At 33.5% G+C, this 25,822-nt stretch carries 22 protein-coding genes, 1 tRNA gene and 1 pseudogene; 15 read left to right on the forward strand and 9 right to left on the reverse strand.

Annotation, left to right across the window (positions count from 1 at the left end):
* Nucleotides 1-588: 588 nt before the first annotated feature.
* The 3 genes from Anndu_RS08820 to Anndu_RS08830 all read left to right on the forward strand — a co-directional run bounded on the left by Anndu_RS08820 (nt 589) and on the right by Anndu_RS08830 (nt 3,018).
* Entirely contained in the window at nt 589-1,089 is a 501-nt protein-coding gene (locus tag Anndu_RS08820; RefSeq protein WP_464100853.1) for a bifunctional nuclease family protein, read from the forward strand.
* 163 nt (nt 1,090-1,252) lie between these two features.
* The gene (locus Anndu_RS08825) at nt 1,253-2,416 is read left to right on the forward strand and encodes an aldo/keto reductase (RefSeq protein ID WP_464100854.1); all 1,164 of its coding nucleotides are present in this window, start codon (nt 1,253-1,255) and stop codon (nt 2,414-2,416) included.
* Nucleotides 2,417-2,469: 53 nt separating this feature from the next.
* Nucleotides 2,470-3,018, forward strand: a complete 549-nt coding sequence (locus Anndu_RS08830) for a hypothetical protein (RefSeq protein ID WP_464100855.1) — start codon at nt 2,470-2,472, stop codon at nt 3,016-3,018.
* Nucleotides 3,019-3,145: 127 nt separating this feature from the next.
* Here the strand turns inward: Anndu_RS08830 and glyA are convergent, their stop codons facing one another.
* The 3 genes from glyA to Anndu_RS08845 form a co-directional block, all read right to left on the reverse strand.
* Nucleotides 3,146-4,405 (reverse strand): serine hydroxymethyltransferase, encoded by a 1,260-nt coding sequence (gene glyA, locus Anndu_RS08835; protein ID WP_464100856.1) that lies wholly within the window; start codon nt 4,403-4,405, stop codon nt 3,146-3,148.
* 235 nt (nt 4,406-4,640) lie between these two features.
* On the reverse strand, nt 4,641-4,844 hold the full coding sequence (locus Anndu_RS08840; protein WP_464100857.1) for a type II toxin-antitoxin system HicA family toxin: 204 nt from the start codon (nt 4,842-4,844) through the stop codon (nt 4,641-4,643).
* The gene (locus tag Anndu_RS08845; protein ID WP_464100858.1) at nt 4,844-5,056 is read right to left on the reverse strand and encodes a type II toxin-antitoxin system HicB family antitoxin; all 213 of its coding nucleotides are present in this window, start codon (nt 5,054-5,056) and stop codon (nt 4,844-4,846) included. The genes Anndu_RS08840 and Anndu_RS08845 overlap by 1 nt, the downstream gene beginning before the upstream one ends.
* 212 nt (nt 5,057-5,268) lie before the next feature.
* On the opposite strand from Anndu_RS08845, the gene Anndu_RS08850 reads away from it, so the two are divergent.
* Nucleotides 5,269-6,780, forward strand: a complete 1,512-nt coding sequence (locus tag Anndu_RS08850) for a hypothetical protein (protein WP_464100859.1) — start codon at nt 5,269-5,271, stop codon at nt 6,778-6,780.
* 103 nt (nt 6,781-6,883) lie between these two features.
* Here Anndu_RS08850 and metH read toward each other — a convergent pair whose 3' ends face one another.
* The gene (metH, locus tag Anndu_RS08855) at nt 6,884-10,432 is read right to left on the reverse strand and encodes a methionine synthase (protein ID WP_464104061.1); all 3,549 of its coding nucleotides are present in this window, start codon (nt 10,430-10,432) and stop codon (nt 6,884-6,886) included.
* 164 nt (nt 10,433-10,596) lie between these two features.
* Between metH and Anndu_RS08860 the strand changes: the two genes are divergently transcribed.
* Entirely contained in the window at nt 10,597-11,169 is a 573-nt protein-coding gene (locus tag Anndu_RS08860; protein ID WP_464100860.1) for a molecular chaperone DnaJ, read from the forward strand.
* Nucleotides 11,160-12,170 (forward strand): hypothetical protein, encoded by a 1,011-nt coding sequence (locus Anndu_RS08865; protein ID WP_464100861.1) that lies wholly within the window; start codon nt 11,160-11,162, stop codon nt 12,168-12,170. The genes Anndu_RS08860 and Anndu_RS08865 overlap by 10 nt, the downstream gene beginning before the upstream one ends.
* A gap of 136 nt (nt 12,171-12,306) precedes the next feature.
* Here Anndu_RS08865 and ctpA read toward each other — a convergent pair whose 3' ends face one another.
* Nucleotides 12,307-13,518 (reverse strand): carboxyl-terminal processing protease CtpA, encoded by a 1,212-nt coding sequence (gene ctpA, locus Anndu_RS08870; RefSeq protein ID WP_464100862.1) that lies wholly within the window; start codon nt 13,516-13,518, stop codon nt 12,307-12,309.
* Nucleotides 13,519-13,614: 96 nt separating this feature from the next.
* A tRNA-Asp gene (locus Anndu_RS08875) sits at nt 13,615-13,688 on the reverse strand.
* Between the two features lie 252 nt (nt 13,689-13,940).
* Here Anndu_RS08875 and Anndu_RS08880 point away from each other — a divergent pair.
* The 9 genes and pseudogenes from Anndu_RS08880 (at nt 13,941) to Anndu_RS08920 (ending at nt 21,899) form a co-directional block, all read left to right on the forward strand.
* The gene (locus Anndu_RS08880) at nt 13,941-15,095 is read left to right on the forward strand and encodes an NAD-dependent epimerase/dehydratase family protein (RefSeq protein WP_464100863.1); all 1,155 of its coding nucleotides are present in this window, start codon (nt 13,941-13,943) and stop codon (nt 15,093-15,095) included.
* A gap of 153 nt (nt 15,096-15,248) precedes the next feature.
* A pseudogene (locus Anndu_RS08885) lies at nt 15,249-15,602 on the forward strand (transposase); the annotation flags it as partial.
* Between the two features lie 355 nt (nt 15,603-15,957).
* Complete coding sequence (locus tag Anndu_RS08890) at nt 15,958-17,289, forward strand: adenylosuccinate synthase (protein ID WP_464100864.1); 1,332 nt, start codon at nt 15,958-15,960, stop codon at nt 17,287-17,289.
* Between the two features lie 109 nt (nt 17,290-17,398).
* Nucleotides 17,399-17,974 carry a 50S ribosomal protein L25/general stress protein Ctc gene (locus Anndu_RS08895; protein WP_464100865.1) on the forward strand — a complete coding sequence of 192 codons (576 nt, stop codon included), beginning with the start codon at nt 17,399-17,401 and terminating at the stop codon, nt 17,972-17,974.
* A 127-nt stretch (nt 17,975-18,101) separates the two neighbouring features.
* Nucleotides 18,102-18,635: an RDD family protein gene (locus Anndu_RS08900; protein WP_464100866.1), complete on the forward strand. Its 534-nt coding sequence runs from the start codon at nt 18,102-18,104 to the stop codon at nt 18,633-18,635.
* A 149-nt stretch (nt 18,636-18,784) separates the two neighbouring features.
* Entirely contained in the window at nt 18,785-18,979 is a 195-nt protein-coding gene (gene rpmG / locus Anndu_RS08905) for a 50S ribosomal protein L33 (protein WP_464100867.1), read from the forward strand.
* A 151-nt stretch (nt 18,980-19,130) separates the two neighbouring features.
* Nucleotides 19,131-19,346, forward strand: coding sequence for a 30S ribosomal protein S18 (gene rpsR, locus Anndu_RS08910; RefSeq protein WP_464100868.1), 216 nt, complete (start codon nt 19,131-19,133; stop codon nt 19,344-19,346).
* 125 nt (nt 19,347-19,471) lie between these two features.
* Nucleotides 19,472-21,484: a ribonuclease catalytic domain-containing protein gene (locus Anndu_RS08915; protein ID WP_464100869.1), complete on the forward strand. Its 2,013-nt coding sequence runs from the start codon at nt 19,472-19,474 to the stop codon at nt 21,482-21,484.
* A 79-nt stretch (nt 21,485-21,563) separates the two neighbouring features.
* The gene (locus tag Anndu_RS08920; RefSeq protein ID WP_464100870.1) at nt 21,564-21,899 is read left to right on the forward strand and encodes a hypothetical protein; all 336 of its coding nucleotides are present in this window, start codon (nt 21,564-21,566) and stop codon (nt 21,897-21,899) included.
* Here Anndu_RS08920 and Anndu_RS08925 read toward each other — a convergent pair.
* From Anndu_RS08925 to Anndu_RS08935, 3 genes are all read right to left on the reverse strand, one after another.
* Nucleotides 21,896-23,104, reverse strand: a complete 1,209-nt coding sequence (locus tag Anndu_RS08925; protein ID WP_464100871.1) for a DUF5672 family protein — start codon at nt 23,102-23,104, stop codon at nt 21,896-21,898. The genes Anndu_RS08920 and Anndu_RS08925 overlap by 4 nt on opposite strands.
* A 30-nt stretch (nt 23,105-23,134) precedes the next feature.
* Nucleotides 23,135-24,817 carry a class I SAM-dependent methyltransferase gene (locus tag Anndu_RS08930; RefSeq protein ID WP_464100872.1) on the reverse strand — a complete coding sequence of 561 codons (1,683 nt, stop codon included), beginning with the start codon at nt 24,815-24,817 and terminating at the stop codon, nt 23,135-23,137.
* Nucleotides 24,818-25,025: 208 nt separating this feature from the next.
* The gene (locus Anndu_RS08935) at nt 25,026-25,694 is read right to left on the reverse strand and encodes a type IV pilin-like G/H family protein (RefSeq protein ID WP_464100873.1); all 669 of its coding nucleotides are present in this window, start codon (nt 25,692-25,694) and stop codon (nt 25,026-25,028) included.
* Nucleotides 25,695-25,822: the final 128 nt, after the last annotated feature.

Below are 25,822 nucleotides of genomic sequence, written 5' to 3' on the forward strand. Positions count from 1 at the left end.
AACAGTTTCTGTGCTATTGTGACAAGATATACAATCAATTTTTTTGAGAAAGATCAAAAACGGTTTGGAAAAGTATCAGGCCATCGCCAATTTTGTCTTCAAAGAAAGCTCATAATTATCACTAGGGCTTGATGCTACTTAAACCTTTAGTCTGTCCTACAATAGTTAAGGTAATTCTCCAAATTAAAAGTTAGATGATGGACTCAGTAGCCATAGAATTATTTGTCTAAAGATTTGATCAAATTTAATCAATTTGTTGAACAAAATAAAAAAGATTTCTCTAAATGGGAAAAGGGGAAGATTAGCTTAGAATGTTATGGATTGAAATTAGAGCTTATTTATTGTTAAAGCTTATTTATTGATAATTTCTGTGGGTTAAATAATGGTTAATTGTCAATTATTAACTGTCAATTGATAATATTATTTTTGTTTGGTATTTTGATGTTAGTTTACCATAAATAACCGTTGATCTTGATATTAGTTAGATTACAAAATTTTTCTAAATTAACATATAATGACGAAAAAGTGATAAAATGGTAAGATGATAATTGTTATAGTTAAGATTCCCAAATCAAAACAATTAAAATTATGATTGAAATGAAAGTTGCTGGTATTGCCCTTGATGCTGTTAGTCGCAGTCCCATTGTGTTATTAAAAGATGGTAGCGATCGCCGTGCCTTACCTATTTATATCGGGCAAGAACAAGCAAGGGCTATCATTAATGCTTTAGAAGTTCAAAAGCCTCCTCGTCCTTTAACTCATGATTTAATCGCTAATCTGTTTGATCTTTGGGAAATGAATTTAGATCGCATTATTATTCACGCTCTACAGGATAATACTTTTTATGCGGTTTTATGTATGAGTAAAGGGGAAATTAAAAAGGAAATTGATTGTCGTCCTTCCGATGCGATCGCCGTTGCTTTAAGAACGAATAGCCCCATCTGGGTGATGGAGGAAGTGGTGGCGGATGCTTCCATTCCGGTGGATCGAGAGGCTGATGAGAGGGAAAGACGGGCTTTTCGAGATTTTGTCTCTAATCTTTGCCCTGAAGATTTAATTAAAAAAGGCGGACTTAACAGTGATCAGTGAACAAACGATGAAGTATGAACGATGAAGTATGAACGATGAAAAAAAGTTATTTAGATCAATAGTTTTTAATTAATAATTAATAATTAATACTTCTCACTTCCCACTTCCCACTTCTCACTTCCCACTTATTACTTATTAATTATTACTTATTACTTAACTTGCAATGCGTTATCGAAGGTTTGGTAAAACAGAAAAATTGTTATCAGTTTTTTCCCTTGGACTGATGCGCTGTTTGGCATCAGAAACACAAGCCTTAAACACCATTGAACAAGCTTTTCAACAGGGAATTAATCATTTTGAAACTGCTAGGGCTTATGGTAAAAGTCAAATTTATTTAGGTAATGCCCTTCAACAATTATCTATTCCTAGAAATAAAGTTTATCTTACTACTAAATTTATTCCCCATCAAAATGGTGATGTTTTTCGTAAAAATTTAGATCAATCTTTAGTGGAATTACAGTTAGATTATTTGGATTTTGTAGCTATTCATGGCATTAATATCCCCGAACATTTAACCATTTTTCAAACTAATTCAGATTATTTAAAAGCCGTTATCAACGCTTTAGATCAAGGTCTGATTAAACATTTAGGTTTTTCTACTCATGGTTCTTTAGATTTAATTTTAAATACGATTAAAACAGAGCTTTTTGAGTTTATCAATCTTCATTACTATTATTTTTTTCAGAGAAATTTACCAGCTATTGAGTTGGCTAATCAAAAAGATTTAGGAATTTTTATTATTTCTCCGGCGGATAAAGGGGGGCGTTTATATACCCCCCCTCCTACCCTTGAACACTTATGTTATCCTTTTTCTCCCCTTGAGTTAAATTATCGCTTTTTACTGAGCGATCGCCGTATTACTACCTTAAGTGTGGGGGCAAGTAACCCCGATGAATTAAAAGATCCTTTGACGGTGGCTGATAAAGATTATCCTCTGACTCCCTCTGAAATTAAAGTTTTCACAAAACTTGAAAATCACCTTCACAAAACTCTGAAACCTGACTTATGTAGTCAATGTTATCAATGTTTACCCTGCCCAGAAATGATAAATATTCCAGAAGTCTTAAGATTAAGAAATTTAGCGGTGGGTTATGATATGACAGATTATGGTCAATATCGTTATCGAATGTTTGAAAATGCCGGCCATTGGTTTTGGGGCAATAAAGGCGATCGCTGTACTCAATGTGGAGACTGTTTACCCCGTTGCCCTGAGCATTTAGACATCCCAAAATTATTAGAAAATACCCATCAAAGATTAAATGGAAAACCCCGTAGACGTTTATGGGAAGAAGAAACAAATAGCCCTTTATGGAGTCATATTGTTTAGTTATTATGATTAATTATTAGTTATTGGTTATTCGTGATTTGTAGGTAATTATTATGTTAAAAAAACTCAACTTAAAAATTATTTTTTGTCTTACTTTAAGTTTTTGTGCCATTGGTATTAATCAAAATATTTTAGCACAAACAGAAGAAGATATAGACACTTTATTAAATTTGTGTAATCTACCAATCGAATTAGAACTATTAGAAAATGAACAAATAGATCAAAATTCAAATATTATTACCGCCGATACAATTTCAGAGGAATCATTATCTATTCCTAGTTTATGGTGGGCAAAACAACAATTTGATCCCTTTAAAGGAAAATTAATTAGAAATTGGTTAGCCTACGGCGATCAACGTAGAATTGATTTAGTTGTTAATCGTCAACTTTGGTCATTAATGAATTATTTAGATCGTTATCGTTTTATTAATCAATTTGGTACAGTTGCCAGAAATTATAATTATAATTTAAGAATTATTAATCAATATCAAGAATGTTTAGCTACTTATCAATTAACTCGTGATTTTGATGATCCATTTTTAACACAATGGGAAATTAATTTATATTCTAGTGGTGATAATAATTTACAAATTCAAAATTAATTGATTAAATCTATTTTTGAAATGATTTTTTGTTTTAATTTCTGTTTTTTTCGTCAATTAAAAAAGTGCAAAGGTGGGCAAAAATTGATTAATTACAAAATTTTGCCCACCTGATTATAATTTCAGTTTATAAGTGAGGATAAAGAGGGAAACGATCGCACAGAGCTTTGACTCGGTTAATGCAATCGGCTGTAACGCCCTCATCTTCAGGTTTTAAGAGGCGATCGGCGATAATATTGGCAATTTGCGCACAATCAGATTCTTTTAAGCCTCTGGAGGTAATAGCAGGAGTACCTAAACGCAAACCGCTTGTCACAAAAGGAGATTCGGGATCAAAGGGGACGGTATTTTTATTAGCGGTAATATTAATTTCCCCTAATAACTGATCCGCCCGTTTGCCAGTCATGCCAATGGAGCGCAGATCCACCAACATTAAATGGTTATCAGTGCCACCAGACACCAGTTTAAAGCCTCTTGACCCTAATTGATTGGCCATAGCTTGAGCATTAGCGATCACTTGGCCGGCATATTCCTTAAACTCCGGTTTCAGAGCCTCCCCAAAAGCCACTGCTTTGGCGGCGATAACGTGTTCTAAGGGGCCTCCCTGTGTACCCGGAAAGACCGCTTTATTAAAGTCTTTGGCTAATTCGGGATCATTGGTCATAATTAAACCACCACGAGGCCCTCTTAAGGTTTTGTGGGTGGTAGTTGTGACCACATGACAGTGGGGGAAGGGGCTTGGATGATGACCTGTGGCTACTAATCCAGCAATGTGAGCTATATCTGCCATTAAATAAGCTCCAATTTCATCAGCGATCGCTCTAAATTTCTCAAAATTAATGATTCTAGGGTAGGCAGAATAACCGCAAATAATTAATTTAGGCTTTTCTTTTAGGGCTAATTCTCTGATTAAATCATAATCTAATTGTTCGGTTTCGGGGCTAACGCCATATTGCACCACTTTAAACCATTTACCGGAAACATTGACGGGGGAGCCATGGGTTAAATGCCCACCATGAGACAGATCCATGCCCATGATGGTATCACCTGGTTTAAGTAAAGCTAAAAATACCGCAAAATTCGCTTGAGCGCCGGAGTGGGGCTGTACATTGGCAAAACCTGCCCCGAATAACTCTTTAATGCGATCGATCGCTAATTGTTCAACTTGATCAATATATTCACAACCGCCATAATAACGCTTTTTGGGTAAACCTTCCGCATATTTATTGGTTAAAACTGAACCTTGTGCGGCCATCACCGCCACCGAGGTGAAATTTTCTGAAGCAATTAATTCTAGGTGATCCCGTTGTCTTTGTAATTCACGGTTAATAATTTGGGCAACGGCGGGATCATTTTGGGTTAAAATTTCAAAATTAGTATCAGTCATTTTCTATTTTATAATTAACTATAAGAATCAATTATACTTGTAATTGGTCAATTCTATTGACAATTCGACTGTCTGACAGATCAAATAGCTAATTGGGGTTAAAAAGCTCCCCAATAATCGTGAATATAAAAATGTCAGAGAGATTTTTTAATTTTTAAAAGTCAGGGATTTTCATAAAAAATGAAGTTTCTCCTCAAATTATCTCAAAAATCTCCGACTTTTATCCTAACATTAGTTAGTCATACTTTACCGCGTCACGCAAAATTTTAAGTAATAAACCTTTACCAATAGTTTGACTACTATGAGATGCTATCGTCACAAATCTACCATCTTTATGTTTCATTTGAATATCACTTCCTCTTTGTCTAACAATTTGAAAATCAATTTTTTCTAAAGCTTTTATTACTTGTTTAGCGTTAACTATAGGTAATTTTGGCATTATAAAACCACCTTTTGTACACCGACAAATTCTAATTTATCTTCTTCTTCTAATTCTTCTAAACACATTTCAATAACTTCTTTAATATTAGTTATTAATTCATCAATAGTTTTACCTTGACTATAACAGCCTTTTAATTGAGGAACTTCCCCCACATAATAGCCATCTTCGTCTCTTTCAATAATTACATAAAATTCTTGATTGTAATTCATATTTTTCTAGGGATAAGGTACAATATTAATTATAATATTTATTATGGTGAGCAATCATAAAATTTATTAATAAAAATACAAATGTAAATTTAGATTGCCAAACCTACAAGCTTTTTAAACACTAAATTATTAATGTGTACGGAACAAAACATCAAATATATTGCCATTTTACCGTTTTTTAGATTATAATAGTAGTATTAAAGTAATCTAAAATGATCTCAAATAGATATATGAGTTGTAACGCTTATAATCATCCTCCCAATTGCAATTGTGGGTGGGGAGGACAGGGACGGTCTTCAGGAAGAATCACCACAAACGGAGGGTATAATAATAGAGGGCATTTCCTCAATAAAAGTTCTAATTTTTACACAGAAAATTTCACTGAGTTTATTCAAGAAAACAAGCCTGAAATTTTTGAGGTAAGTAAACCACAAAAACAATCTTTTGATCAATTACAACTTGATCGTTGTAAAGAAATTGGAGAGTCAAAAACTTATCCTACTATCTGTTGGTGGTGTGGGGCTGAGGTTTTTTATCATACTAATGGTTATGGTGATTGTGTCTTATTCGATGAATTAGGATACCCTTGGCAAATTCATTCTTGTTGGCAAGATTATTGGAGTCGAAAAAAATCTCACAACACTGATATTGCCCATAATGTAACTATTTCTATAAACACAATGATAAATTTGACTATAGATAGTCTAAAAATTAACGAATTACCAATAAAACAACAAGAAAATATTGTTAAACAAGGTCAAGAAATTTGGGAAAAATTAGACATTTTAAAAAAAGTTATAGATCAAACTAAATATCCGACAGAACAAAATTTAACAAAAAAGTTAGCTCATCAATTTTTTTTGTATTGTGTTGATGATTTTAGACTGCGCTTTAAAAATCTTTATATAGTTTATCTTAATAGCTACAATCTCAAGAGCTATGTAGAAACTATAGATAGATGGGAAAATAAAGGTATTCAAAAATATCATGATGGTGACACTTATTATCTACCAAAGAAAAAAAATAGAGATAAAAGACGTTCATCTGTTGTAAAAAATAGCTTATCTCAGTCAAAATCTAATAATTCTCATACTCCTAGACACAAAAATGTAAATTTAAAATCAAAGAAAAAATATTTGGATAAATCGCATTATTTTTTTCAGGGAATAGGTTATTTAGGTGGTTATGTTTATTATTCTCAGGAAACATTTTGGATTAAACAGCAAGATCAAATTTTTGAATTATTAATTAATAATCCTATTATCAAAGTTCATTTACATAAAATGTTAGAATTGAAAAGATCATTAAATGATTATATTTATCTTTATCTTCGGGTATACCCACAATGTATTTGGTCTGATAATTTACCGAATATTCAGTTTCATTTATTAAAATGGCAAGAAGAACCTTTTGTAAATTCTAACGGAGAACAAGAAACTATTAGTTTCTTCACTTTAAGAGGAATTTGGCAATTTATACCAAATTATAAATTTCCTGTACTTTCAATATATCAAAATAAAAATTCACACAAACAAGAGAAAATAAAGCCAATACATCTACCGATAAAAATGAAAAGAGAAGATTGTAAACCGTTTTCTAATAGAACTCATAATGATAAATATTTTATTTCAGGAAAGTTTAAATTTTTACCAAAACTAAATGCTTTTGGTTGGAGAGAAGATATAGATGAACCAACAAGTGATATACCCGATTTTATAGAATGATTATAATTTTAAATTGTAACTTGAATTATTCAACTAAAGTGGACAAAATTAATTAAGACTTTTTTATAAAAAATTTTAAATTTTTGTCCACCTTTTTTATTCACTAAATATTAAAATATTTAGCAGTAGGATGATAACAAATAATCGCCGTTGTAGACTGTTCTGGATAAAGTTGTTCACTCTCATCCATATACATATTAATTCGATCAGTTTTTAATAGTTCTAATTGTTTAAATTGATCCGCAATATTTGGACAAGCAGGATAACCAAAACTATACCGTGAACCTTGATATTTTTGTTGTAAAATATTTCTCATATTATCAGGTTCAAGATGACCAAAACCTAATTCTTTTCTGATTAATTGATGTATCCATTCTGCTAAGGCTTCTGCTGTTTGTACTGCCATTCCATGATAATATAAATAATTGGTATAATCATCACTTTCAAACAGTTTTTTAGCGTATTCTGTGGCAATTTCTCCCACCGTTACCCCTTGCATTGGAAATACATCAAATTGATGAGATTTTGCGTTTTCTTTTGGTAGGAAAAAGTCAGCAATACATAATCTTTTATTTTTAGTTTGACGGGGAAATTCAAAGGTGGTAATAGGATGATTTTGATCGGGTTTTTCTGGATCATAAATTAATAAACTATTCCCCTCTGCTAAACAGGGAAAATAACCATAAATTACCGTTGGATGTAATAATTTTTCTTCAATAATTTTGGCTTTCCATTGTTCTAAAATAGGATGAACTTTTTGAGTTAAAAACTCTTGATATTTTTCCTTAGTTTGTTCCCTTTGTTTCTTAAATTGCCATTGTCCCACAAATAAGGCTTGTAAGTCTAAATAATTGAATATTTCTTCTAAATTAATATCTTCTGGAGTTAAAATTTTAGTACCCCAAAAAGGAGGATTTGGTCTTTCAATTTCTAAACTTACTGCTTCACTACGACTGGTATCTATTACTTCTATTCCCCCCTTATTAAGGGAGGTTAGGGGGGATTCTTTTTCCTCTATTTCATGATTATTAAGGGGAGCTAGGGGAGATTCTTTCTCATCTAAAAAGCCCTTAAAATTATCCCAATTATTGTTAGTTTTAGCCGCCATTAATTTGTCCATAAAATGTAAATCTGCAAAGGCATCTTTCCCATAAATAACTTTACCTTTATAGGTATTTTGACAGTCTTGATTAACAAATTTAGGAGTTAAGGCCGCCCCCCCTAAAATAACAGGAACAGTGATATTTTGTTCATTAAATACCTCTAAATTATCTTTCATAAAAGCAGTTGATTTTACTAATAAACCACTCATGGCAATACAATCTGCATTTGATTCTTTATAGGCATTAATAATATTTTCAACGGGTTGTTTAATACCTAAATTAATCACTTTATAACCATTATTAGATAAAATAATATCAACTAGGTTTTTTCCAATATCATGCACATCACCCTTAACCGTTGCAATTATAACCGTACCTTTGCCCGTATCATCACCCTCAGCTTTGTCCATAAATGGCTCTAAAAATGCAACGGCGGCTTTCATAGTTTGGGCAGATTGTAACACAAAAGGTAACTGCATTTTACCCGATCCAAATAACTCCCCAACTACCTTCATTCCGTCTAATAAAAAAGTATTAATAATCTCTAAAGGTGGGTATTGTTTTAATGCTTCATTTAAAGCATCTTCTAAACCTAATCTTTCCCCGTCTATAATATGTTGTTTTAACCGTTCTTCTACGGGTAAACTTTTATCAATTGCTTCGGCTTTTTTCGCTTTTTGACCTGCAAATAATTCCGTTAATTTTGTTAAGGGATCATAAGTGCAAATATCACCCTCAAATTCACGGCGATCGTAGATTAAATCACAGCATACTTTTTGATGTTCTTCTGATATTTTAGCAAGGGGTAATATTTTACTTGCACTGACAATTGCTGAGTCTAAACCCACGCTCATTGTTTCATGTAAAAACACCGAATTTAATACTTGTCTAGCGGCCGCATTTAAGCCGAATGAAATATTAGAAACTCCTAGTAAAATATGACAATCTTTTAACTCATTTCTCATTCTTTTGATGGCTTCAACTGTTGCTTTTCCATTCTCACGATCTTCTTCAATCCCTGTAGAAATTGGTAAAGCTAAAGGGTCAAAAAATACTTCGTAAGGCTTTATTCCATAGGCAATAGCGTCATTATAAGCACGTTTTGCAATCTCAAACTTTTTATCAGCTGTTCTTGCCATGCCCTCCTCATCAATTGTGCCGATAACTACCCCTGCACCGTATTTTTTAGCTATCTCTAAAACCTTAAAAAATCTTTCCTCTCCATCTTCATAATTAGTAGAGTTTAAAATACATTTTCCCCCCGCAACTTTTAAGCCTGATTCCATCTTTTGCCATTCGGTAGAATCTAACATTAAAGGCAGGGTAATATTATTAACTAAACGTGAGGCTAATTCTTTCATATCTTTAACACCATCACGCCCCACATAATCCACATTTACATCTAAAATGTGCGCCCCTTCTTTCACTTGTTCTTTACCTAAAGCGACTAAACTATCCCAGTCTTCAATGTTTAATAAATCCCGACATTTTTTAGAGCCACTAGCATTCAATCTTTCACCAACAATTAAGAAAGAATTATCTTGAAGATAGGGCTGTGAACTATAAATTGAAGCGGCCGAAGGTTCATAACGAAAATGTCTTTCTTTAGGTGTTAAAGTTGCCCCAATTTCTGATAGTGCTTTAATATGTTCGTAGCGTGTGCCACAACAGCCGCCGATCACCTGTACCCCTAAATCTTCGATGAAGTGCATTAAAGCCATTTTTAACTCAATGGGAGTCAATTTATAATGTGCTTGACCACCGATATTTTCCGGCAAACCAGCATTAGGAATACAGGAAATTATGAAAGGCGAATTTTCCGATAAATATTTAATATGTTCCTTCATTAAATCAGGCCCAGTGGCACAATTTAAACCTAAAATATCAATATTATAGGGTTCTAAAATAGTTACAACCGCACTAATATCCGTTCCAACTAACATTGTACCCATCGTTTCCATCGTCACAGAAACCATAATTGGTCGTCTTTCTTTTTTGTTTTTAAAGACAGTTTCAACTCCATTTAATGCGGCTTTAATTTGCAAAATATCTTGACAAGTTTCGATGATAAATAAATCAACTCCCCCATCAAATAAACCCTCTGCTTGTTGACAGAATGCCTGTTCTAACGTATCATAATCAATATGACCTAAAGTGGGTAATTTCGTGCCTGGCCCCATCGAACCCGCCACAAATCGGGGTTTTTCGGGCGTTGAATACTCATTTGCTACTCTTTTCGCTAACTCGGCCGCAGTTTTATTTAAGTAATAGGCTTGATCTGCCAGATCATATTCAGCTAAGACGACAGAAGTACCGCCAAAAGTATCCGTTTCAATCACATCAGCACCTGCCTCTAAAAAGCCACGATGGACAGTTTCAACGGCGGAGGGCTTGGTGTGGACTAAATACTCATTACAACCCTCATATTTAGCACCACCGAAGTCTTCGGGCGTGAGGTTTTGTACTTGTAAATTAGTTCCCATTGCACCGTCAAAGACAATTACAGGGCGTTTTGGACTTTTTAGATAGTTTAAGAAAGAGCTATTAATCATGATGTTTTAAATAGTTAATTTAATGGTTAGTTTTTTATTATTATAAAGGTTATTGGTACATAGTAGGGCTGACAGTTTTTTTTGTTTATGTTAAAATTACTTTTAAAGATTATTTGAAACTTAAGTTATAATTTAATAATCAAGATAGTTGAAATAATTATATGACAACTCTAACCCTAGATAAACAAGTTCAAGATGAAATCAATCGTATTTCACATATTTCAGAGAGTGGGAAAATACCAATAAACTTATTGGAAAATTTAGCTTATCTTGTTATTAAAACGGCTAAAGTTAAATCAAAAAATAAAGATAAATCCTTAAGTAACAATGATTTAAAAAAAGCAATTTATAATCGTTTTAATGTTAGTAATACTCAAGGCTTAAAAAATTCTGGAGCTTTTAAAATGGCTACAGATGGTATGGAAAAACTTGATTTTCGTTTAAAATTTACATGGAAAATGCTCTATCGTAAATTTATTGGTATTCTTCCTGATGAAGAAAATCAAGAAGGTTATGGCTGTATTAATGGTATTAATATATTTAATTATTTTAAGCCTTGGCAAGTGTTTAATTTAGATCCAAAAACAGCAACAAAAGAAGATGTTAAAAATGCTTATTATCAATTAGCTAAAATTTATCATCCTGATAATTTACTAACAGGAGATAGAGCAATTTTTGAACAATTGGAAATTATGTATAAAAGTATCTTAGCAAAATTTAAAACATGGTATTAAAAAAAGAAGATCGAAAAATTTTTTATTTGGCAGATAAAAGTCTGGCTGAAACTTTTAATCTTTCTATCACAGATTTCCTTAATATTGTAGAGAAATTAATAAATTTTCCTGATCCAAAATTTAAAATAAAAGAATATATCCATTTTATAATTCAGGGAAAAAGTAAAGGTCAAAATGTTATTAATTTTTCAAGAGAAGGAGCGATCGCAGTCGCTAAATATTTTGATGAACAACGTAAATTAGATAATTATTCTTATAATCAAGTATTAACATTAATTGAAGATTATAGAATTAATAAAATAGATAGAACAATTACTTTTATAATTTACGAAAATAGTTCATCTTTAATAAGATTAAAACAAAGACATTGGTTACATTTTGATGACGTTTCTAAAATTTTTCAAACAACAAAATTAAGATTACAAAAAGCATTTAAAGATATTGAAGACATGAAATTAGAAGAAGATTTTATTGAATATCAAGAACAATTATATTTTTCTTTATCAGGTTTAGAAAAAATTAGCTTAGAATTATCATTAAGTTTACGATCTCAAGAAAGACGAGAATATTGTAATCGAGTTAGAGAAATTGCACCTCCTGTTATAAAATTTCTTGCTCTTGCTCCTTCTCCTTCAGAAACAGAAATTAATCGTGCTATTAGTTATTTAAAAAAGAAATATAACTATTGTCAAATCACAGGTAAAATTCCAAATAGAGATAATGAAATAGATTTAGCAGGTCATCATTTATATGATAAAAAAGTTTATAAATTTTTAGCTGATGATCATGATAACATTATTATTATTGATCAGGAAATTCATAAGGACTTTCATCAATGGAACGGAGGTTATCTTCAAAGTTGTACTATAGATGATTTTATTGAATATATCGAATTAAAATATCCCTCTAAACATGAAGTTCTTTTAATGTTACATTATCGCAGAAGTATTTTGTTATTAAAATTAAGTCAATTTCAAAGATTTTTACCTGAAGGAATGTAGAATCTAGTTTAGTAGGGTGGGCAATTTTCATTTAATTTTATATTTCATTTAAAACTTTTAATAAGATTACCCACCAATATTAATTTTTAAAATTCAATATATTCACAAATAAATATGCAATAATTTTTCATAAAAATCACTTGAGTTGGGCAAGAAGTCTATTTGTAGCTTCTTGATATTGTAAATCTTGATCTGTACCAATTTGCTCAAAAGTAATTGGTTCTTGTGTCACAATATCATCTGGTAATATTCCTAATTTATTAATATCTTTATGATTAGGGGTTTCATATTTGGCCACCGTAATGGCCATTCCAGCCCCATCAGGTAAATCAAATAAAGATTGGATCAAGCCCTTCCCAAAGGTTTTTTCCCCGATTAAAATGGCTCGGCCGTTATCCTGTAAAGCCCCTGCTAAAATTTCACTAGCACTAGCTGTACCTTTATTCACCAATACCACTAGAGGCGCATGGGTGAGGGCAGGATCAACCGATTCAAAACTACCCAACATTCCTTGACGGTTAACCGTATAAACGATTGTCGCTTGATCTAAAAATAATCTGGCTATTTCTATCCCCGATTGTAACAACCCCCCCGGATTATTTCTTAAATCTAAAATATAACCTTTTGCTCCCTGTTTTTCTAAATTTATAACGGCTTTTTCTATTTCTTCGGTTGCATTGGCACTAAATTGAGCTAATCTAATATAACCTAGCTGATTATTTTGATTAAAGTTTGCTACTACGGGATTTAAAGAGATGCGATCGCGCGTTAATTCTACTCGTTTTAATTGTTGATCAGTAGTTTCTAAAGTTAAAAAAACAGTCGTGCCGATCGGCCCACGCATTAAAGCGGCCGCTTCATCTAAACTAATCTCACTGGTTAAAATATCATTAATTTCCACAATGCGATCGCCCGGCTGAATACCTGCTTTTTCGGCCGGTGATCCTGCCATCGGAGAAACCACCTCTAAATAACCATTTTCAGGATTAAGATTAATCTGTAAACCTACGCCGGAAAGTTCCCCCGATGTATTAACCTTTAAACTACGATATTGTTCAGGTTTGAGTAATCGGGTAAAAGGATCACCTAAAGTTCCTAACATTTCTTCAATCGTTGCATAGGCTTCATCCGTATTAGAAATAGAGCGTTTAAGATATTTTTCCCTTAATAACCACCAATTTTGATGATTAAAACTCTCATCAAGGTAAGATTGATTGACTAAACGCCAAGCTTGTAGAACTAATTTTTGTCCCTCGGTAAAAGCATTGGCACTAGGACTCCACCACAAAGAAGAAAGGGTAAATAAAAAACTAAATAATAAGGTGATCCAGAAACTTTGTTTGTGCATAGAATCCTAATTAAATTAAAATAAAATAATAATACTAGAAAACCTATTAGAATCAGTTTAAATTAATGATCTAATAGGTTTTCTGATATTGTTTAGCGGGACTGACGGGACTCGAACCCGCGACATCTTGCGTGACAGGCAAGCACTCTAACCAACTGAGCTACAATCCCAATTTTTAATTAAGTTTTTTACTTAAGATTAACAAGTCAAAATTTAGCCGTTTTGCTTTGTTTTTCGTCAGTGATATTAAATTTATCAAAATGAAATTAATTTGTCAAGTCTTTTGCAAAAATTTTTTTGAGTAAAGGTTAAGATCAATTTAAGCTTTAATCTCCATCAGTCAAAAAGTGCCATTTACTGATACATTTAGCAAATATGAGATTACTAAATTTTTTGATTAATAGATTAATTATAGATTGATTATGAAAGCTATTGTTATTGGTGGTGACGGTTATTGTGGTTGGGCTACGGCACTTCATTTATCCAATAAAGGTTATGAAGTGGCCATTATAGATAATTTAGCCCGTAGACATTGGGATGCCCAACTAGGGGTAGATACTTTAACCCCGATCGCACCTATTCAGCAACGGATCCAGCGTTGGAAAGATTTAACGGGTAAAACCATTGATTTATTTATTGGTGACATTACCAATTATGATTTTTTAATAAAAGCCTTCCGTCAGTTTGAACCGGAAGCGATCGTGCATTTTGGGGAACAACGTGCCGCGCCCTATTCTATGATCGATCGGGAACACGCTGTTTTTACCCAAGTTAATAACGTGGTGGGAACTTTAAATATTCTCTATGCCATGAAAGAGGATTTTCCCGACTCCCATTTAGTTAAACTGGGAACAATGGGCGAATATGGTACTCCGAACATTGATATTGAGGAGGGTTATATTGAAATTGAACATAATGGCCGTAAGGACATTTTACCCTATCCTAAACAACCGGGCAGTTTCTATCATTTAAGTAAAGTCCATGATAGCCATAATATTCATTTTGCGTGTAAGGTTTGGGGTTTAAAAGCGACGGATCTTAATCAAGGTGTGGTTTATGGTGTTTTAACGGAAGAAACGGGCATGGATGAAATGCTGATCAACCGTCTTGACTATGATGGCGTTTTTGGTACGGCTTTAAACCGTTTTTGTATTCAGGCTGCGATCGGCCATCCTTTAACAGTATATGGCTCTGGTGGTCAAACTCGCGCTTTCTTAGATATTAGGGATACGGTGCGCTGTATGGAGTTGGCGATCGCGCATCCTGCTGAGGCCGGAAAATTTAGAGTATTTAATCAATTTACTGAATTATTCAGTGTAGGGGATCTGGCGCAAATGGTACAAAAAGCAGGTCAAACTTTAGGATTAAAAGTAGAAATTAATAACATTCCTAACCCTAGAGTGGAACTAGAACAACATTATTTTAATGCTAAGAATACCAAACTTTTAGACTTAGGATTAAACCCCCATTATTTATCAGATTCTTTGTTAGATTCTCTGTTAAATTTTGCCATGAAATATCAAAATCGAGTGGATCAAACTCAAATTTTACCTAAAGTTTCTTGGCATAGAAAATAGAAATTAAATAATAAGTAATGGGTAATAAGTAATATAACAATTCTCAATAGGGTGTAGAAAATTTTGGGGTGTGAGCGTCTCGCTCACTGCTTTTTTTCAGGAAATAATATACACTAAGTTTAGTGAACAATCAAATAATAAAATTGATGATCAATGTCTCAAACTTCCGGTGATTTATCTTTAAAATTTCCTACTAAAAAACCATTAGAAGTTAAATTCTCAGGTGTAGATTTAAGTTCTGATGGCGGTTTGTTATTAGTGAAACAAGCTCAAGAAAATCTCAAAGTTTGTGAAGGGATAGCTAATTGTTTGGATGAGAAAAGACAATTACATAAAGTTGTACATCCCCTTTTACAATTAATTAGTCAAAGAGTTTATCAAATAGTAGCAGGTTATGAAGATGTAAATGATAGTAATTATCTGCGTCATGACCCTATTTTCAAGACTATCTGTGGGAAAACTCCTCTAATTGGTCAAGAATTATTAGCATCTCAACCTACAATAAACCTACAATAAGTAGATTAGAAAATCAAATCAATAAAGCCGAATTATTATGAAACGAGAGTGGTTATCCAGAGGGGGAACATCGCAACATTGATTTTTGCTTAGATAAAATGACCAAGGGATCATTGTGTCTAAATGACTAAAAATCCTTTATTTTTGAGGGTTTCTGAGTAAAAATTAGGAATAATATGTAGTTTTTTTTGTTCATGAATAATTCAGGCTAAGTTAATCAGATATTGATCAAATAAAAGAAGTCCAGTTCAACAAAAATTTTATGATTTAAAAATAGATCTTGACTTTTGTTCCCTTCAGTGACCATAATTATAGTTTGTGTAAACTTTAGAATTAGATTAAACCCTTGGCTAACGTTGTTGTCATCGGTGCCCAGTGGGGTGACGAAGGAAAAGGTAAAATAACAGATTTACTCAGTAAATCAGCAGATGTGGTAGTTCGCTCCCAAGGGGGCGTAAATGCCGGACATACTGTGGTAGTTGGCGAACAAACTTTTAAACTGCATTTAATTCCTTCAGGTATTCTTTACCCTGATACTGAATGTATTATCGGCTCTGGAACAGTCATTGATCCAGAGGTTTTGCTTGAGGAAATTGAACAGTTAAAACAGTTAAATGTTCCGAGTGATCACCTGTTTATTTCTCAAACTGCCCATGTAACTATGCCCTATCATCGTTTGATTGATAAGGCCGCAGAAGAACGCAGAGGAGATTTTAAAATTGGGACAACCGGACGTGGGATCGGCCCAACTTATGCTGATAAATCTGAAAGGACGGGGATCCGCATCCTCGACTTAATTAATGAGGAGGCGTTTCCCAAAATCCTAGAGTGGAGCATTAATTATAAAAATGCCATTTTAGAAAAATTATATAATCTGCCTCCTTTAGATCATCACAAAGTTTTGGAAGAATATCAGCGTTATGCGGATATTTTACGTCCCTATGTGGTGGACAGTTCTCTGAAAATTGCTGAAGCGATCAAACAACGTAAAAATATTTTGTTTGAAGGCGCGCAGGGAACTTTACTTGATTTGGATCATGGTACTTACCCTTATGTTACATCTTCTAATCCCATTGCGGGAGGAGCTTGTGTGGGTGCAGGGGTAGGCCCGACCATGATCGATCGAGTCATCGGTGTGGCTAAAGCCTATACCACAAGGGTGGGTGAAGGGCCTTTTCCCACTGAGTTAAAAGAGGAAATTGGTCAGTTATTAGGCGATCGGGGTGCTGAGTTTGGTACTACTACCGGCCGTCGTAGACGTTGTGGATGGTTTGATGCGGTCATTGGTCGCTATGCTGTGAGAATCAACGGTTTAGACTGTTTAGCCATTACTAAATTAGATATTCTCGATGAATTAGAGGAAATTAAGGTTTGTGTGGCTTATGAGATAGATGGTCAGCGTTGTGATCATTTTCCCAGTGACTCTAATCAATTTGCACGGTGTAAGCCTATTTATGAGACTTTACCCGGTTGGAAACAGTCTACTACCAATTGTCGCAATTTAGAGGATTTACCTCAGGCTGCTTTAGATTATTTGAAATTTTTAGCGGAAGTGATGGAAACTCCTATTGCGATCGTCTCGTTAGGGGCTGGCCGAGATCAGACTATTATTGTGGAGGATCCCATTCACGGGCCAAAACGAGCTTTATTAGATCACAATGGAACTCCCGTTCAGTAAACAGTGAACAGTTACCTGTTACCAGTCAACTGTTACCAAATATAATAACTGATGGCTAATAGCTCATCGCTAAATTTTAAATTTTGAATTTTTATTATTAGGAGAAAAAATGCAAGTTAGTATTGAATGTAAACCCAGACCAGAAGGCAGTAACCCCAAAGCTTTACGCCGTGAAGGTCAAATTCCCGCTACTTTATATGGACATCATGGGGCGCAGTCTCTTGCTTTAACTGTTAATGCTAAAGATGCGGTTAATTTATTAAAAAAAGCATCTATTAATAATACTTTAGTTGATGTTAATATTGCTGATTTATCATGGAATGGAAAGGCTTTAATTAGAGAAGTTCAAGCCCATCCTTGGAAAAGAAATCTTTATCATTTAAGTTTCTTTTCGATCGCTAATCAAAAAAGCATTGAAGTGGTTGTTCCCGTTAAGTTAGTGGGAGACTCAGCGGCCGTTAAACGTGGTGGTATTTTAGAACAAAGATTAACCGAATTAACGGTAAGATGTACCCCTACCAATATTCCTGAAAGCATTGATATTGATATTACTAATTTAGATATGGGGCAGATGCTTCATGTGGGGGATGTTACTTTCCCTGAAGGTGTAACTGCTTTAACAGGCGGTGATACGGTTATTCTTTATATTGCTGTTCCAGCTAAGTTAGCGGTAGCGGCGGGATAAACTTTTGCTCAGTGATCGGCAATTTGTAGAGACGTACGATCGTACGTCTCTACTGGTTTTTAAGCTCAAGATCCTGTTATACTAAACTTAAAACTTAACCTAATTTATCAATCCCGATCAATTGCCAATGAATAACGAAAAGCCAATTTATCGCCCTTTTCCCAAAGTTCCCTTAGAAAGAAGGGCTTGGGCTTTTGTGATTGATTTTTTAGTAATTTGGTTATTGAGCGCGATCGCAGGGGTAGTTTTACAATGGTTAGTATTTTTAGGCCTGTGGATGTTGGTAAGGGTAGTGATCGCCGAAAGAAATAAGGGGCAAACTTTAGGGCGGTGGCTATTTGATATGAAAGTGTTAGATCCGCGCTTCAAAAAAATTCCCACTCTGGTTACTTTAATTAAAAGAGAGGGTATTTTAGGCAGTGCGGCCTGTTTAGCCATGATCGGTCTTCAATATTATAATTTAACTAACGGCATCGGCATGATTTTATTATGTTGTCCCCTTTTCGCTGACTGTGCCTTAGCTTTAGCTGATGAGCGTTTTCAACAGGCTTTTCATGATCAAATGGCACAAACTGTTATTGTACAAACTCGTCGAGGCTTTTCTTTAGACCTACGGTTAAAAAAATTACTTGCACAGTTGCAACAAAATATGAGAAAATAAATCTTTGCTTATTATACTTTGGCTTAAAGCACAGTGGATTAAATTGTTACAGTAGATTAAATTGTCAATTGCCCACTTTCCACTGCCAACTGATCGGGTATAATATCCTAGTTCAACTATTGTCAATTATTAAGGTTTAACAACTAATTATGGCTAGTAAAAAAGGCGCTAGACTCATCATTACGATTGAATGTACTGAGTGTCGCACCAATACCAATAAAAGATCCCAAGGGGTGTCTCGTTATACCACCACTAAAAACCGTCGTAATACAACGGCTAGATTAGAAATTAAAAAATTCTGTCCCCATTGTAACGCCCATACCGTTCACAAAGAAATTAAATAATTAGTAATTAAATCCTAACTAATCTTTTAATTACTTTGTCTTTTTTTACTCTATTGTAGTGACTTTAATTAATTTAAGATTTAATTTTAAATTAAATTTAATTATAAGTCATTTCCAGACCAAACAATAACAGGAAATTTATTTACAAATTATGGCTTATTATCGTAAACGTCTTTCTCCCATTCCTCCCAGTCAACCCATTGATTATAAAGATATAGACTTATTACATAAGTTTATTACAGAAAGAGGAAAAATTTTACCCCGTAGGATCACTGGCTTAACTTCTAAACAACAAAAGGATCTTACTAACGCTGTTAAACGCGCTCGTATTTTAGCTTTATTACCTTTTGTTAATAACGAAACTTAATCGTTTTAAAGGGATGAGGGATGAGGGATCAGGGATGAAAGTTCAATCTTTTTTCAAATTTTATCCTTAACTCTTATTTCCTCAATAATTTTTATTATTAATATCTCAATTGTGTTTAAAAGCTAGTGGAAAAAGGTAAACTCATTGAATTTAGAAACCAAGGTGAACGCCGTCTTGCCGTTGTTGATCGTCCAGAGGGAAAAAAAGACTGGATCGTTATTGATCAGGGCGGCCAGGCTCACAAGTTGCGTCCCCAACGGGTAGAATATGAGGTCAAAGGTGAGTTTTATGAGTTTTCTGAAATTGGGAGTTTTCTACAGGAAGTTGAGGCTTATTTAGACCCCTCTAGTTTAGAAATAGCTTGGGAGTTATCACGGGAGGAAAATATAAAGGTTACGCCTGATAGTTTGGCTCAATTATTATATTCGGAAAAAAGCCCTGTGTTATGTTATGCGGCGCATCGTCTGTTAAGTGATGATAAGGTTTATTTTAAAAATAAGGGGGATTTTTATGAACCCAGAAGTGCGTCTCAAGTTCAAGAAATTTTACATCAGTTAGAGATCGAACAGCAAAGGGAAAGGGAAAAACAGGAGTTTTTCTTCCATGTCAAAGATGCTTTAGAGAAAAAATCGGTGGAATGGAGTGAAAGCGATCGCATTCGTTTAGAGGCTTTAGAAAAATTAGTTTTGATCCCAGAACAAAAAAACAATTTAGCAAATGAAATATTAGAATATGTAGATAGAGTAAAAACACCGGACTCTGCTTTTGAATTATTGGTGGAGTTAGGTTGGTGGAGTCGTCACGAAAACCTATTTTTGTTGCGATCTTCCTATCCCAAAACATTTCCGAAAAAGGTAATTGAAGTGTCTCAAAATCGTCTTATTGTTCAACCTCGTGATCTTGATGAAAATAACCGCCTAGATCTAACCCATTTAAAACTGTATACCATTGATGACGAAAGCACGGAAGAAATAGACGACGGCTTAAGTGTGGAATATTTAGATGGTAATACCAAAGGGGATCAAGTGCGTTTATGGATCCATATTGCGGATCCTACTCGTCTTGTGACTCCTGGAGATGAATTAGACTTAGAAGCCCGTCGTCGTAGTACCAGTTTATATTTACCCACTGGCATGATCTCCATGTTTCCGCAGGAGTTGGCCACTGGCCCCATGAGTTTAATTCAAGGGAAAATGTGTCCTGCTTTAAGTTTTGCGGTGACTTTGCATCAAGATGGTAGTATTAATGATTTTAGCATTCATCCTAGTTGGGTTAAACCTACCTACCGTCTGACCTACGATGATGTGGATGAGATGTTACAATTGGGTATTACGGCCGAACCTGAATTAATGAGTTTGTGGGATTATGCCCAAAAACGTCATAAATGGAGACAACAACAGGGATCAATTAATATTAAAATGCCGGAAACCTCCATTAAGGTTAAATCCGATGATGAAATTATCATTGATGTGTTAGATAATGCCTATTCCCGTCAACTGGTGGCGGAAATGATGATTTTGGCGGGAGAAGTGGCGGGTTTATATGGTAAAACTCACGCTTTACCTTTACCCTTTAGGGGGCAACCTCAGCCGGATCTACCTAGCGATGAAGAATTATTGCAATATCCTCCCGGCCCTGTGCGCTATGTCCATTTAAGACGGTGTATGCCCCGCAGTGAGATGGGGATCAACCCGATCCGTCATGCTGGTTTAGGCTTGGATCATTATATTCAGGTAACTTCACCGATCCGCCGTTATAGTGATTTATTGGCACATTTCCAAATTAAAGCCCATTTAAGGGGTGATAGCCTACCTTTTAGTAGTGATGAATTACAGAATATCCTCTTTAGTGTGGCGGATTCGGCTTATGAAGCGACTTTAACGGAGCGTCAAACTAACCGTTATTGGAGTTTAGAGTATTTAAGACGCAATACGGATCAAGTTTGGCAGGGTTTAGTCTTAAGATGGTTAAAAGAAGATGATAATTTAGGAATTATTTTATTAGAAGAATTGGGGTTAGAATTGCCCCATCGTTTTGAAAGAAATGTGATGTTAGGCGATCGCTTGGATGTACAAGTTACCCGTGCGGATCCCTATCGTGATGAGATTCGTTTTCGAGAAATGTGTACTTCGGCCTAATTTTTAAATCATAATCGTAGAGACGTAAAATTTTACGTCTCTACAGTTTTTAAAAACCAATAAAAAAATAAGTTAAGGTATGGGAAATAATTTTAAAGCTAGTCAAATTATTTGTATTGAAAAAGGCCAAAACTTATTATATGCACAGATTATTCAAGTAATATCTGAACGTCAAACTTGTTGGTTACGGCCTTTAATGTTAGTTGAAATAATCAATGATGAAGATAAAAAAATTATTGATTTAAGGGAAACCAGTGATTTAATTTTACCTCAATCTTTATTAAGATTTGCTTTAGATACGGAAGTAATATCTTTATTAATGGAGTTAGAAATTATTGAAAAAAAAGAGGAAAATTCTGTCATTGCTAAACAGAATTTAAACAGTTTTATCCGTAAGGTTTTTCGGGTAAATTAAATTAATAGATTGTCAAAAGTAGCTCTTAATTGATCAGGAATAGATAATTGATTAATGATCGCTTTATTTTCATGTTGTAAGATCAGACAACAATCAATTGTTGTTAATAATAATTGCCAATCTTGTGGGGAATTAACTAAAGAAATAGTTAATTTTTCAGTAATATCTAATTCTAATTCCATCATTAAATTCATAGCAATTCCCTGTAAAAATAAATTAGCATCTTCTTCATTAAGATTACTAATATCTATTAACAAAGTCATTTTTTCATGTTCAGGATGATGAGCTAAATTATTAATAATTTCCATTAATTCTAAGCCTAATTCTTCCTCATCAGCTAACCAATCAGGGAAAATAATTAGATTAATTTCTTTTAAATTTAATTCATCTTTTAATCTTTCAATAATTATTTCCTCTGAATTAATTAAAGAATCAAATCTTTCCGCTAAAGTAGCAAAAACAGGCATTAAATGATTTTTTCCATGAAACCCAAAAGTATCTTTCCATGTAATCTGAGGATATTCTTTAATTATTTCTTCAAAACTAAATTTAACTGCTAGATCTAAGGGTGCAAATTTAATTGCGTGATCAATAAAATATTCATAAAGATAATGACAAATTAAAATATCTTCAGACTTACACTGAAAATTCAGATTATCAAAATCTAACTGGGCAGATAATTCTAAGAATTTTTTACTGCGTAAAGAAAAACCACCATTTCCAACTCTATTTTTACTTAAATCTAAACTTCCTACTACTTGATTAGCTTGAGATATAATAGATAGTTTTTCTGGCCAAGGTGCGCCTATATAATCATAATTTAAGAAATTTTGATCCCATTTTTCAGGATTAAGAATAAAACCATCATATTGAGTGATTAAACAATAGTCACTTTCTATATATTGATTTAATTCTTTAATCACAAATCTACTATATTCAAATACATTTTTTAGTGGCTCAATTTTAATAATTTCTAATTGAGGAAAAAGTCGTAAATATTGTTGCTCAATTTCGGCGGAGGTAAACAATAAAATTCGCTCAAAATCAGCATAAAAATTGGTAATAACTAAACTCAGTAAAGTTTGTTCTATATTAATAGATGAGATGCTGACTAGAGTTGTATTTTTGAGATTTATTTTAAGGGAATTTTGAGTTAATAAATATAAAAATTCTTCTAAAAATTGATCTATATTATTACTAATCATTTTTTAATGTGATTAATGATTAAAGTTATTTTAAAAAGATGGATAACCTGTTTTAGAATCTTTGGGATATTCATAGTTAGGATATTTTTCTAAAATTAAGACGCTATCATAAAAGTGAATGCCTGTACAAGTTTTTGTGAAATAAGAGGGGGTAAGTTCGGGGGAATGATAGGCATTAATAGAATCAATCAAATTCTTTGCATATTCAATAAAAGTTCCCGCTTTTTTATAACCCCCACCATAGCCTTGCCAATAACTGGTATGTAGATCTTCTACTAAATAAATACCTGTTTCACTCACTGCCGGATATAGTTCTTCAAAAGAATTAATTTGTTGATCCATCAAGTGACCTCCATCATCTATAATAATATCCACTATTCCTATTTCATTTTTTAGCATTTTGAGGAAATTGCGATCAGCTTGATCTCCAATAAAAATTTTTATTCTTTCTTCCTCTAATTCTTGACATTTTGGGTTAATATCAACACCATAAATAAATGCTTGATCACCGAAATATTCTTTCCACATTTGCAAAGAACCACCGTGAAAAACCCCAATTTCTAAAATTTTCACCTCTTTTCCTCTAAAGCGTGAAAAATGATTATGATAAATGTCAAAGTAATGATGCCATTTATGAATTAATCTACCTTGATTATTACAAAAATATCGCCATAAAGGATTATCTTGTGCTGGGGTTGGTCTAACTATTAAATTACCGCTAATGACTGGTGATAATTCCATTTTGTTAGCTTCTATTTTGGGTAATTCAATCAAAAATTTATCACTTATAACTTTTTCAAATGTTTGGGCTTCTAGTTCTTCTATTTTTAATTCTTCTAATGTTTCAAAATTAATGTTATTAATCAATTCATTATTATAATATTCTAAAAAAATCCGAGCATTTAAATTTGGCAATAAACCTTGATATTCTTGCAAATAGTTAACTTCTAATAAATTAATGATCGGGAGTAATTCTTCCTCTTTTTCTATTTCATTTTCATAACAAATATTCATTAAAACATCGGCTATTAAAAATTCTACTTCTTCTAAATCTATGTTTTGAGTATCTATTAATAAACAAATTTCTTGACTTTTCGGATGATTAATAATTGCTTGGAATACCTTAACCAATTCATTAAAGATTAATTCTTTTCCTTTTTGCCAATCAGGAAATACAATTAAGTTTATGTGCTTTAAGTTTAAAGGTGTAATTGTCTCTGATTTTATTGCTTGTAAAACTGCATGAACATGAAATACTTGTGGTGCTGTTTCTATTTGTTGAATGTTAACAATTTTAAATTCTCCTTTAAAACCGTAATGACTTCGACATAGTGTTAAATAGGGAGGATATTCTTGGCAGTAATACATAAAAGAATTGATATTCCAAAAACTGACGTGAGTTGGATCTTGGAATGCTCCTCGGCCATCAGTTGAAGGTACTAAAATATCAACGATCGCTCCTGGTTTACAGATGCGCCAGAGTTCATTCATTGTTTTAATGCGATCAGGTAAATATTCTATAAAATCATGAGCTTTAACCAGATCTACACTATGATCGGGAAAGGGAAAACCCTGATTTAAGTCAGCGACCACATCTACTTGATCTGCCGGCACAATATCAACACCAATAAAGCCTTTTTCTTTCTGAGTTCCACATCCTAAATCGACAGCAATTAACTTAGGTGATTGAGATACATTAGATAGATCATTCATATTTTCAAGATAATAACATTTTCATTTTTCCATTGTATCTTAAACAGATACGGGAGTTAACTCATTTATTTTATAAAGTTGTGATATGGATATTAGAGGGGGTTAGGGTGATCTATTTAACCTGAAAATAAAAGGATAGATTTTAAATCTATCCTCTTATTTTTCTTTAAATCACTTGTTCTTAAATCAAGAAAATCAAGCAATTAAATTATTTAGCCGCTAAAGCCTGATAAGTAGTACCATCACACGCTAAAGTACCAGGGGTTACACCAGTGATAGTACCATCCGTCAGAAGAGTTCCAGTTGAACCTGAACTCCAGTTGACATAAGCATCAAGAGAGGCAGAGGCTGAAGTTGCACCATTAGCGAGAGGTCCTGCACTCACGCTGGTTTGGTTTCCAGCCGCACTTTCACAAACAAGTGATTGGCTTTGCAAGTCGTTACTACCATCTTGATACAACTGAGCAACCACACCGAAATATGATTTTAAACCTGAAGTGGTATTCGGGTCTGCAGCAACTCCCACTGCAATGGCTGATAAACCTCCATCTTTAGTAGGAACAGTAATATTGTAGGCATAGTTTACGGTCATGGTTTTAAGACCAGTTCCTAAAGCCCCAAATTGACCTTGTACGGTCTGGAATCTATTATTTTCTAAGAGGAAAGTTTGTTGTGCTTTGTTAATAGTAGCAATATTTTGTTTCGCTTCAGACTGTTTCCCTTTGTTAGCTTGGCTTAAGAAAGAAGGTAAAGCGATCGCCGCTAAAATACCGATAATGATGATTACAACGAGTAATTCAATTAAGGTAAAACCTTGTTCAGAATCTTTTTTGCTATTGAGGTGTTGTAAGAATTTTACTTGAAGATCGGATTTCATAATATATGGACTCCTTTAAAAATATGAGTAAGCTTTTTAATCTAGTTATGGATACTATACCCACTTTCGATCAACTACCTATCATCTATTTCTTTTTTTTTCAGAATTTGAAAAAACCCCACTTTTCA

This window comes from Annamia dubia NIES-4383, assembly GCF_055394725.1.

Bases quoted from the DNA above. Each gene is read 5' to 3' on its own strand.
- Anndu_RS08925 (WP_464100871.1), bottom strand. From the start codon at position 23,104: ATGATTAGTAATAATATAGATCAATTTTTAGAAGAATTTTTATATTTA.
- rpmG (WP_464100867.1), top strand. From the start codon at position 18,785: ATGGCTAGTAAAAAAGGCGCTAGACTCATCATTACGATTGAATGTACT.
- Anndu_RS08895 (WP_464100865.1), top strand. From the start codon at position 17,399: ATGCAAGTTAGTATTGAATGTAAACCCAGACCAGAAGGCAGTAACCCC.
- glyA (WP_464100856.1), bottom strand. From the start codon at position 4,405: ATGACTGATACTAATTTTGAAATTTTAACCCAAAATGATCCCGCCGTT.
- Anndu_RS08930 (WP_464100872.1), bottom strand. From the start codon at position 24,817: ATGAATGATCTATCTAATGTATCTCAATCACCTAAGTTAATTGCTGTC.
- Anndu_RS08900 (WP_464100866.1), top strand. From the start codon at position 18,102: ATGAATAACGAAAAGCCAATTTATCGCCCTTTTCCCAAAGTTCCCTTA.
- Anndu_RS08820 (WP_464100853.1), top strand. From the start codon at position 589: ATGATTGAAATGAAAGTTGCTGGTATTGCCCTTGATGCTGTTAGTCGC.
- Anndu_RS08845 (WP_464100858.1), bottom strand. From the start codon at position 5,056: ATGAATTACAATCAAGAATTTTATGTAATTATTGAAAGAGACGAAGAT.
- Anndu_RS08840 (WP_464100857.1), bottom strand. From the start codon at position 4,844: ATGCCAAAATTACCTATAGTTAACGCTAAACAAGTAATAAAAGCTTTA.
- Anndu_RS08825 (WP_464100854.1), top strand. From the start codon at position 1,253: ATGCGTTATCGAAGGTTTGGTAAAACAGAAAAATTGTTATCAGTTTTT.
- Anndu_RS08920 (WP_464100870.1), top strand. From the start codon at position 21,564: ATGGGAAATAATTTTAAAGCTAGTCAAATTATTTGTATTGAAAAAGGC.
- Anndu_RS08880 (WP_464100863.1), top strand. From the start codon at position 13,941: ATGAAAGCTATTGTTATTGGTGGTGACGGTTATTGTGGTTGGGCTACG.
- ctpA (WP_464100862.1), bottom strand. From the start codon at position 13,518: ATGCACAAACAAAGTTTCTGGATCACCTTATTATTTAGTTTTTTATTT.
- Anndu_RS08860 (WP_464100860.1), top strand. From the start codon at position 10,597: ATGACAACTCTAACCCTAGATAAACAAGTTCAAGATGAAATCAATCGT.
- Anndu_RS08850 (WP_464100859.1), top strand. From the start codon at position 5,269: ATGATCTCAAATAGATATATGAGTTGTAACGCTTATAATCATCCTCCC.
- Anndu_RS08830 (WP_464100855.1), top strand. From the start codon at position 2,470: ATGTTAAAAAAACTCAACTTAAAAATTATTTTTTGTCTTACTTTAAGT.
- rpsR (WP_464100868.1), top strand. From the start codon at position 19,131: ATGGCTTATTATCGTAAACGTCTTTCTCCCATTCCTCCCAGTCAACCC.
- Anndu_RS08935 (WP_464100873.1), bottom strand. From the start codon at position 25,694: ATGAAATCCGATCTTCAAGTAAAATTCTTACAACACCTCAATAGCAAA.
- Anndu_RS08865 (WP_464100861.1), top strand. From the start codon at position 11,160: ATGGTATTAAAAAAAGAAGATCGAAAAATTTTTTATTTGGCAGATAAA.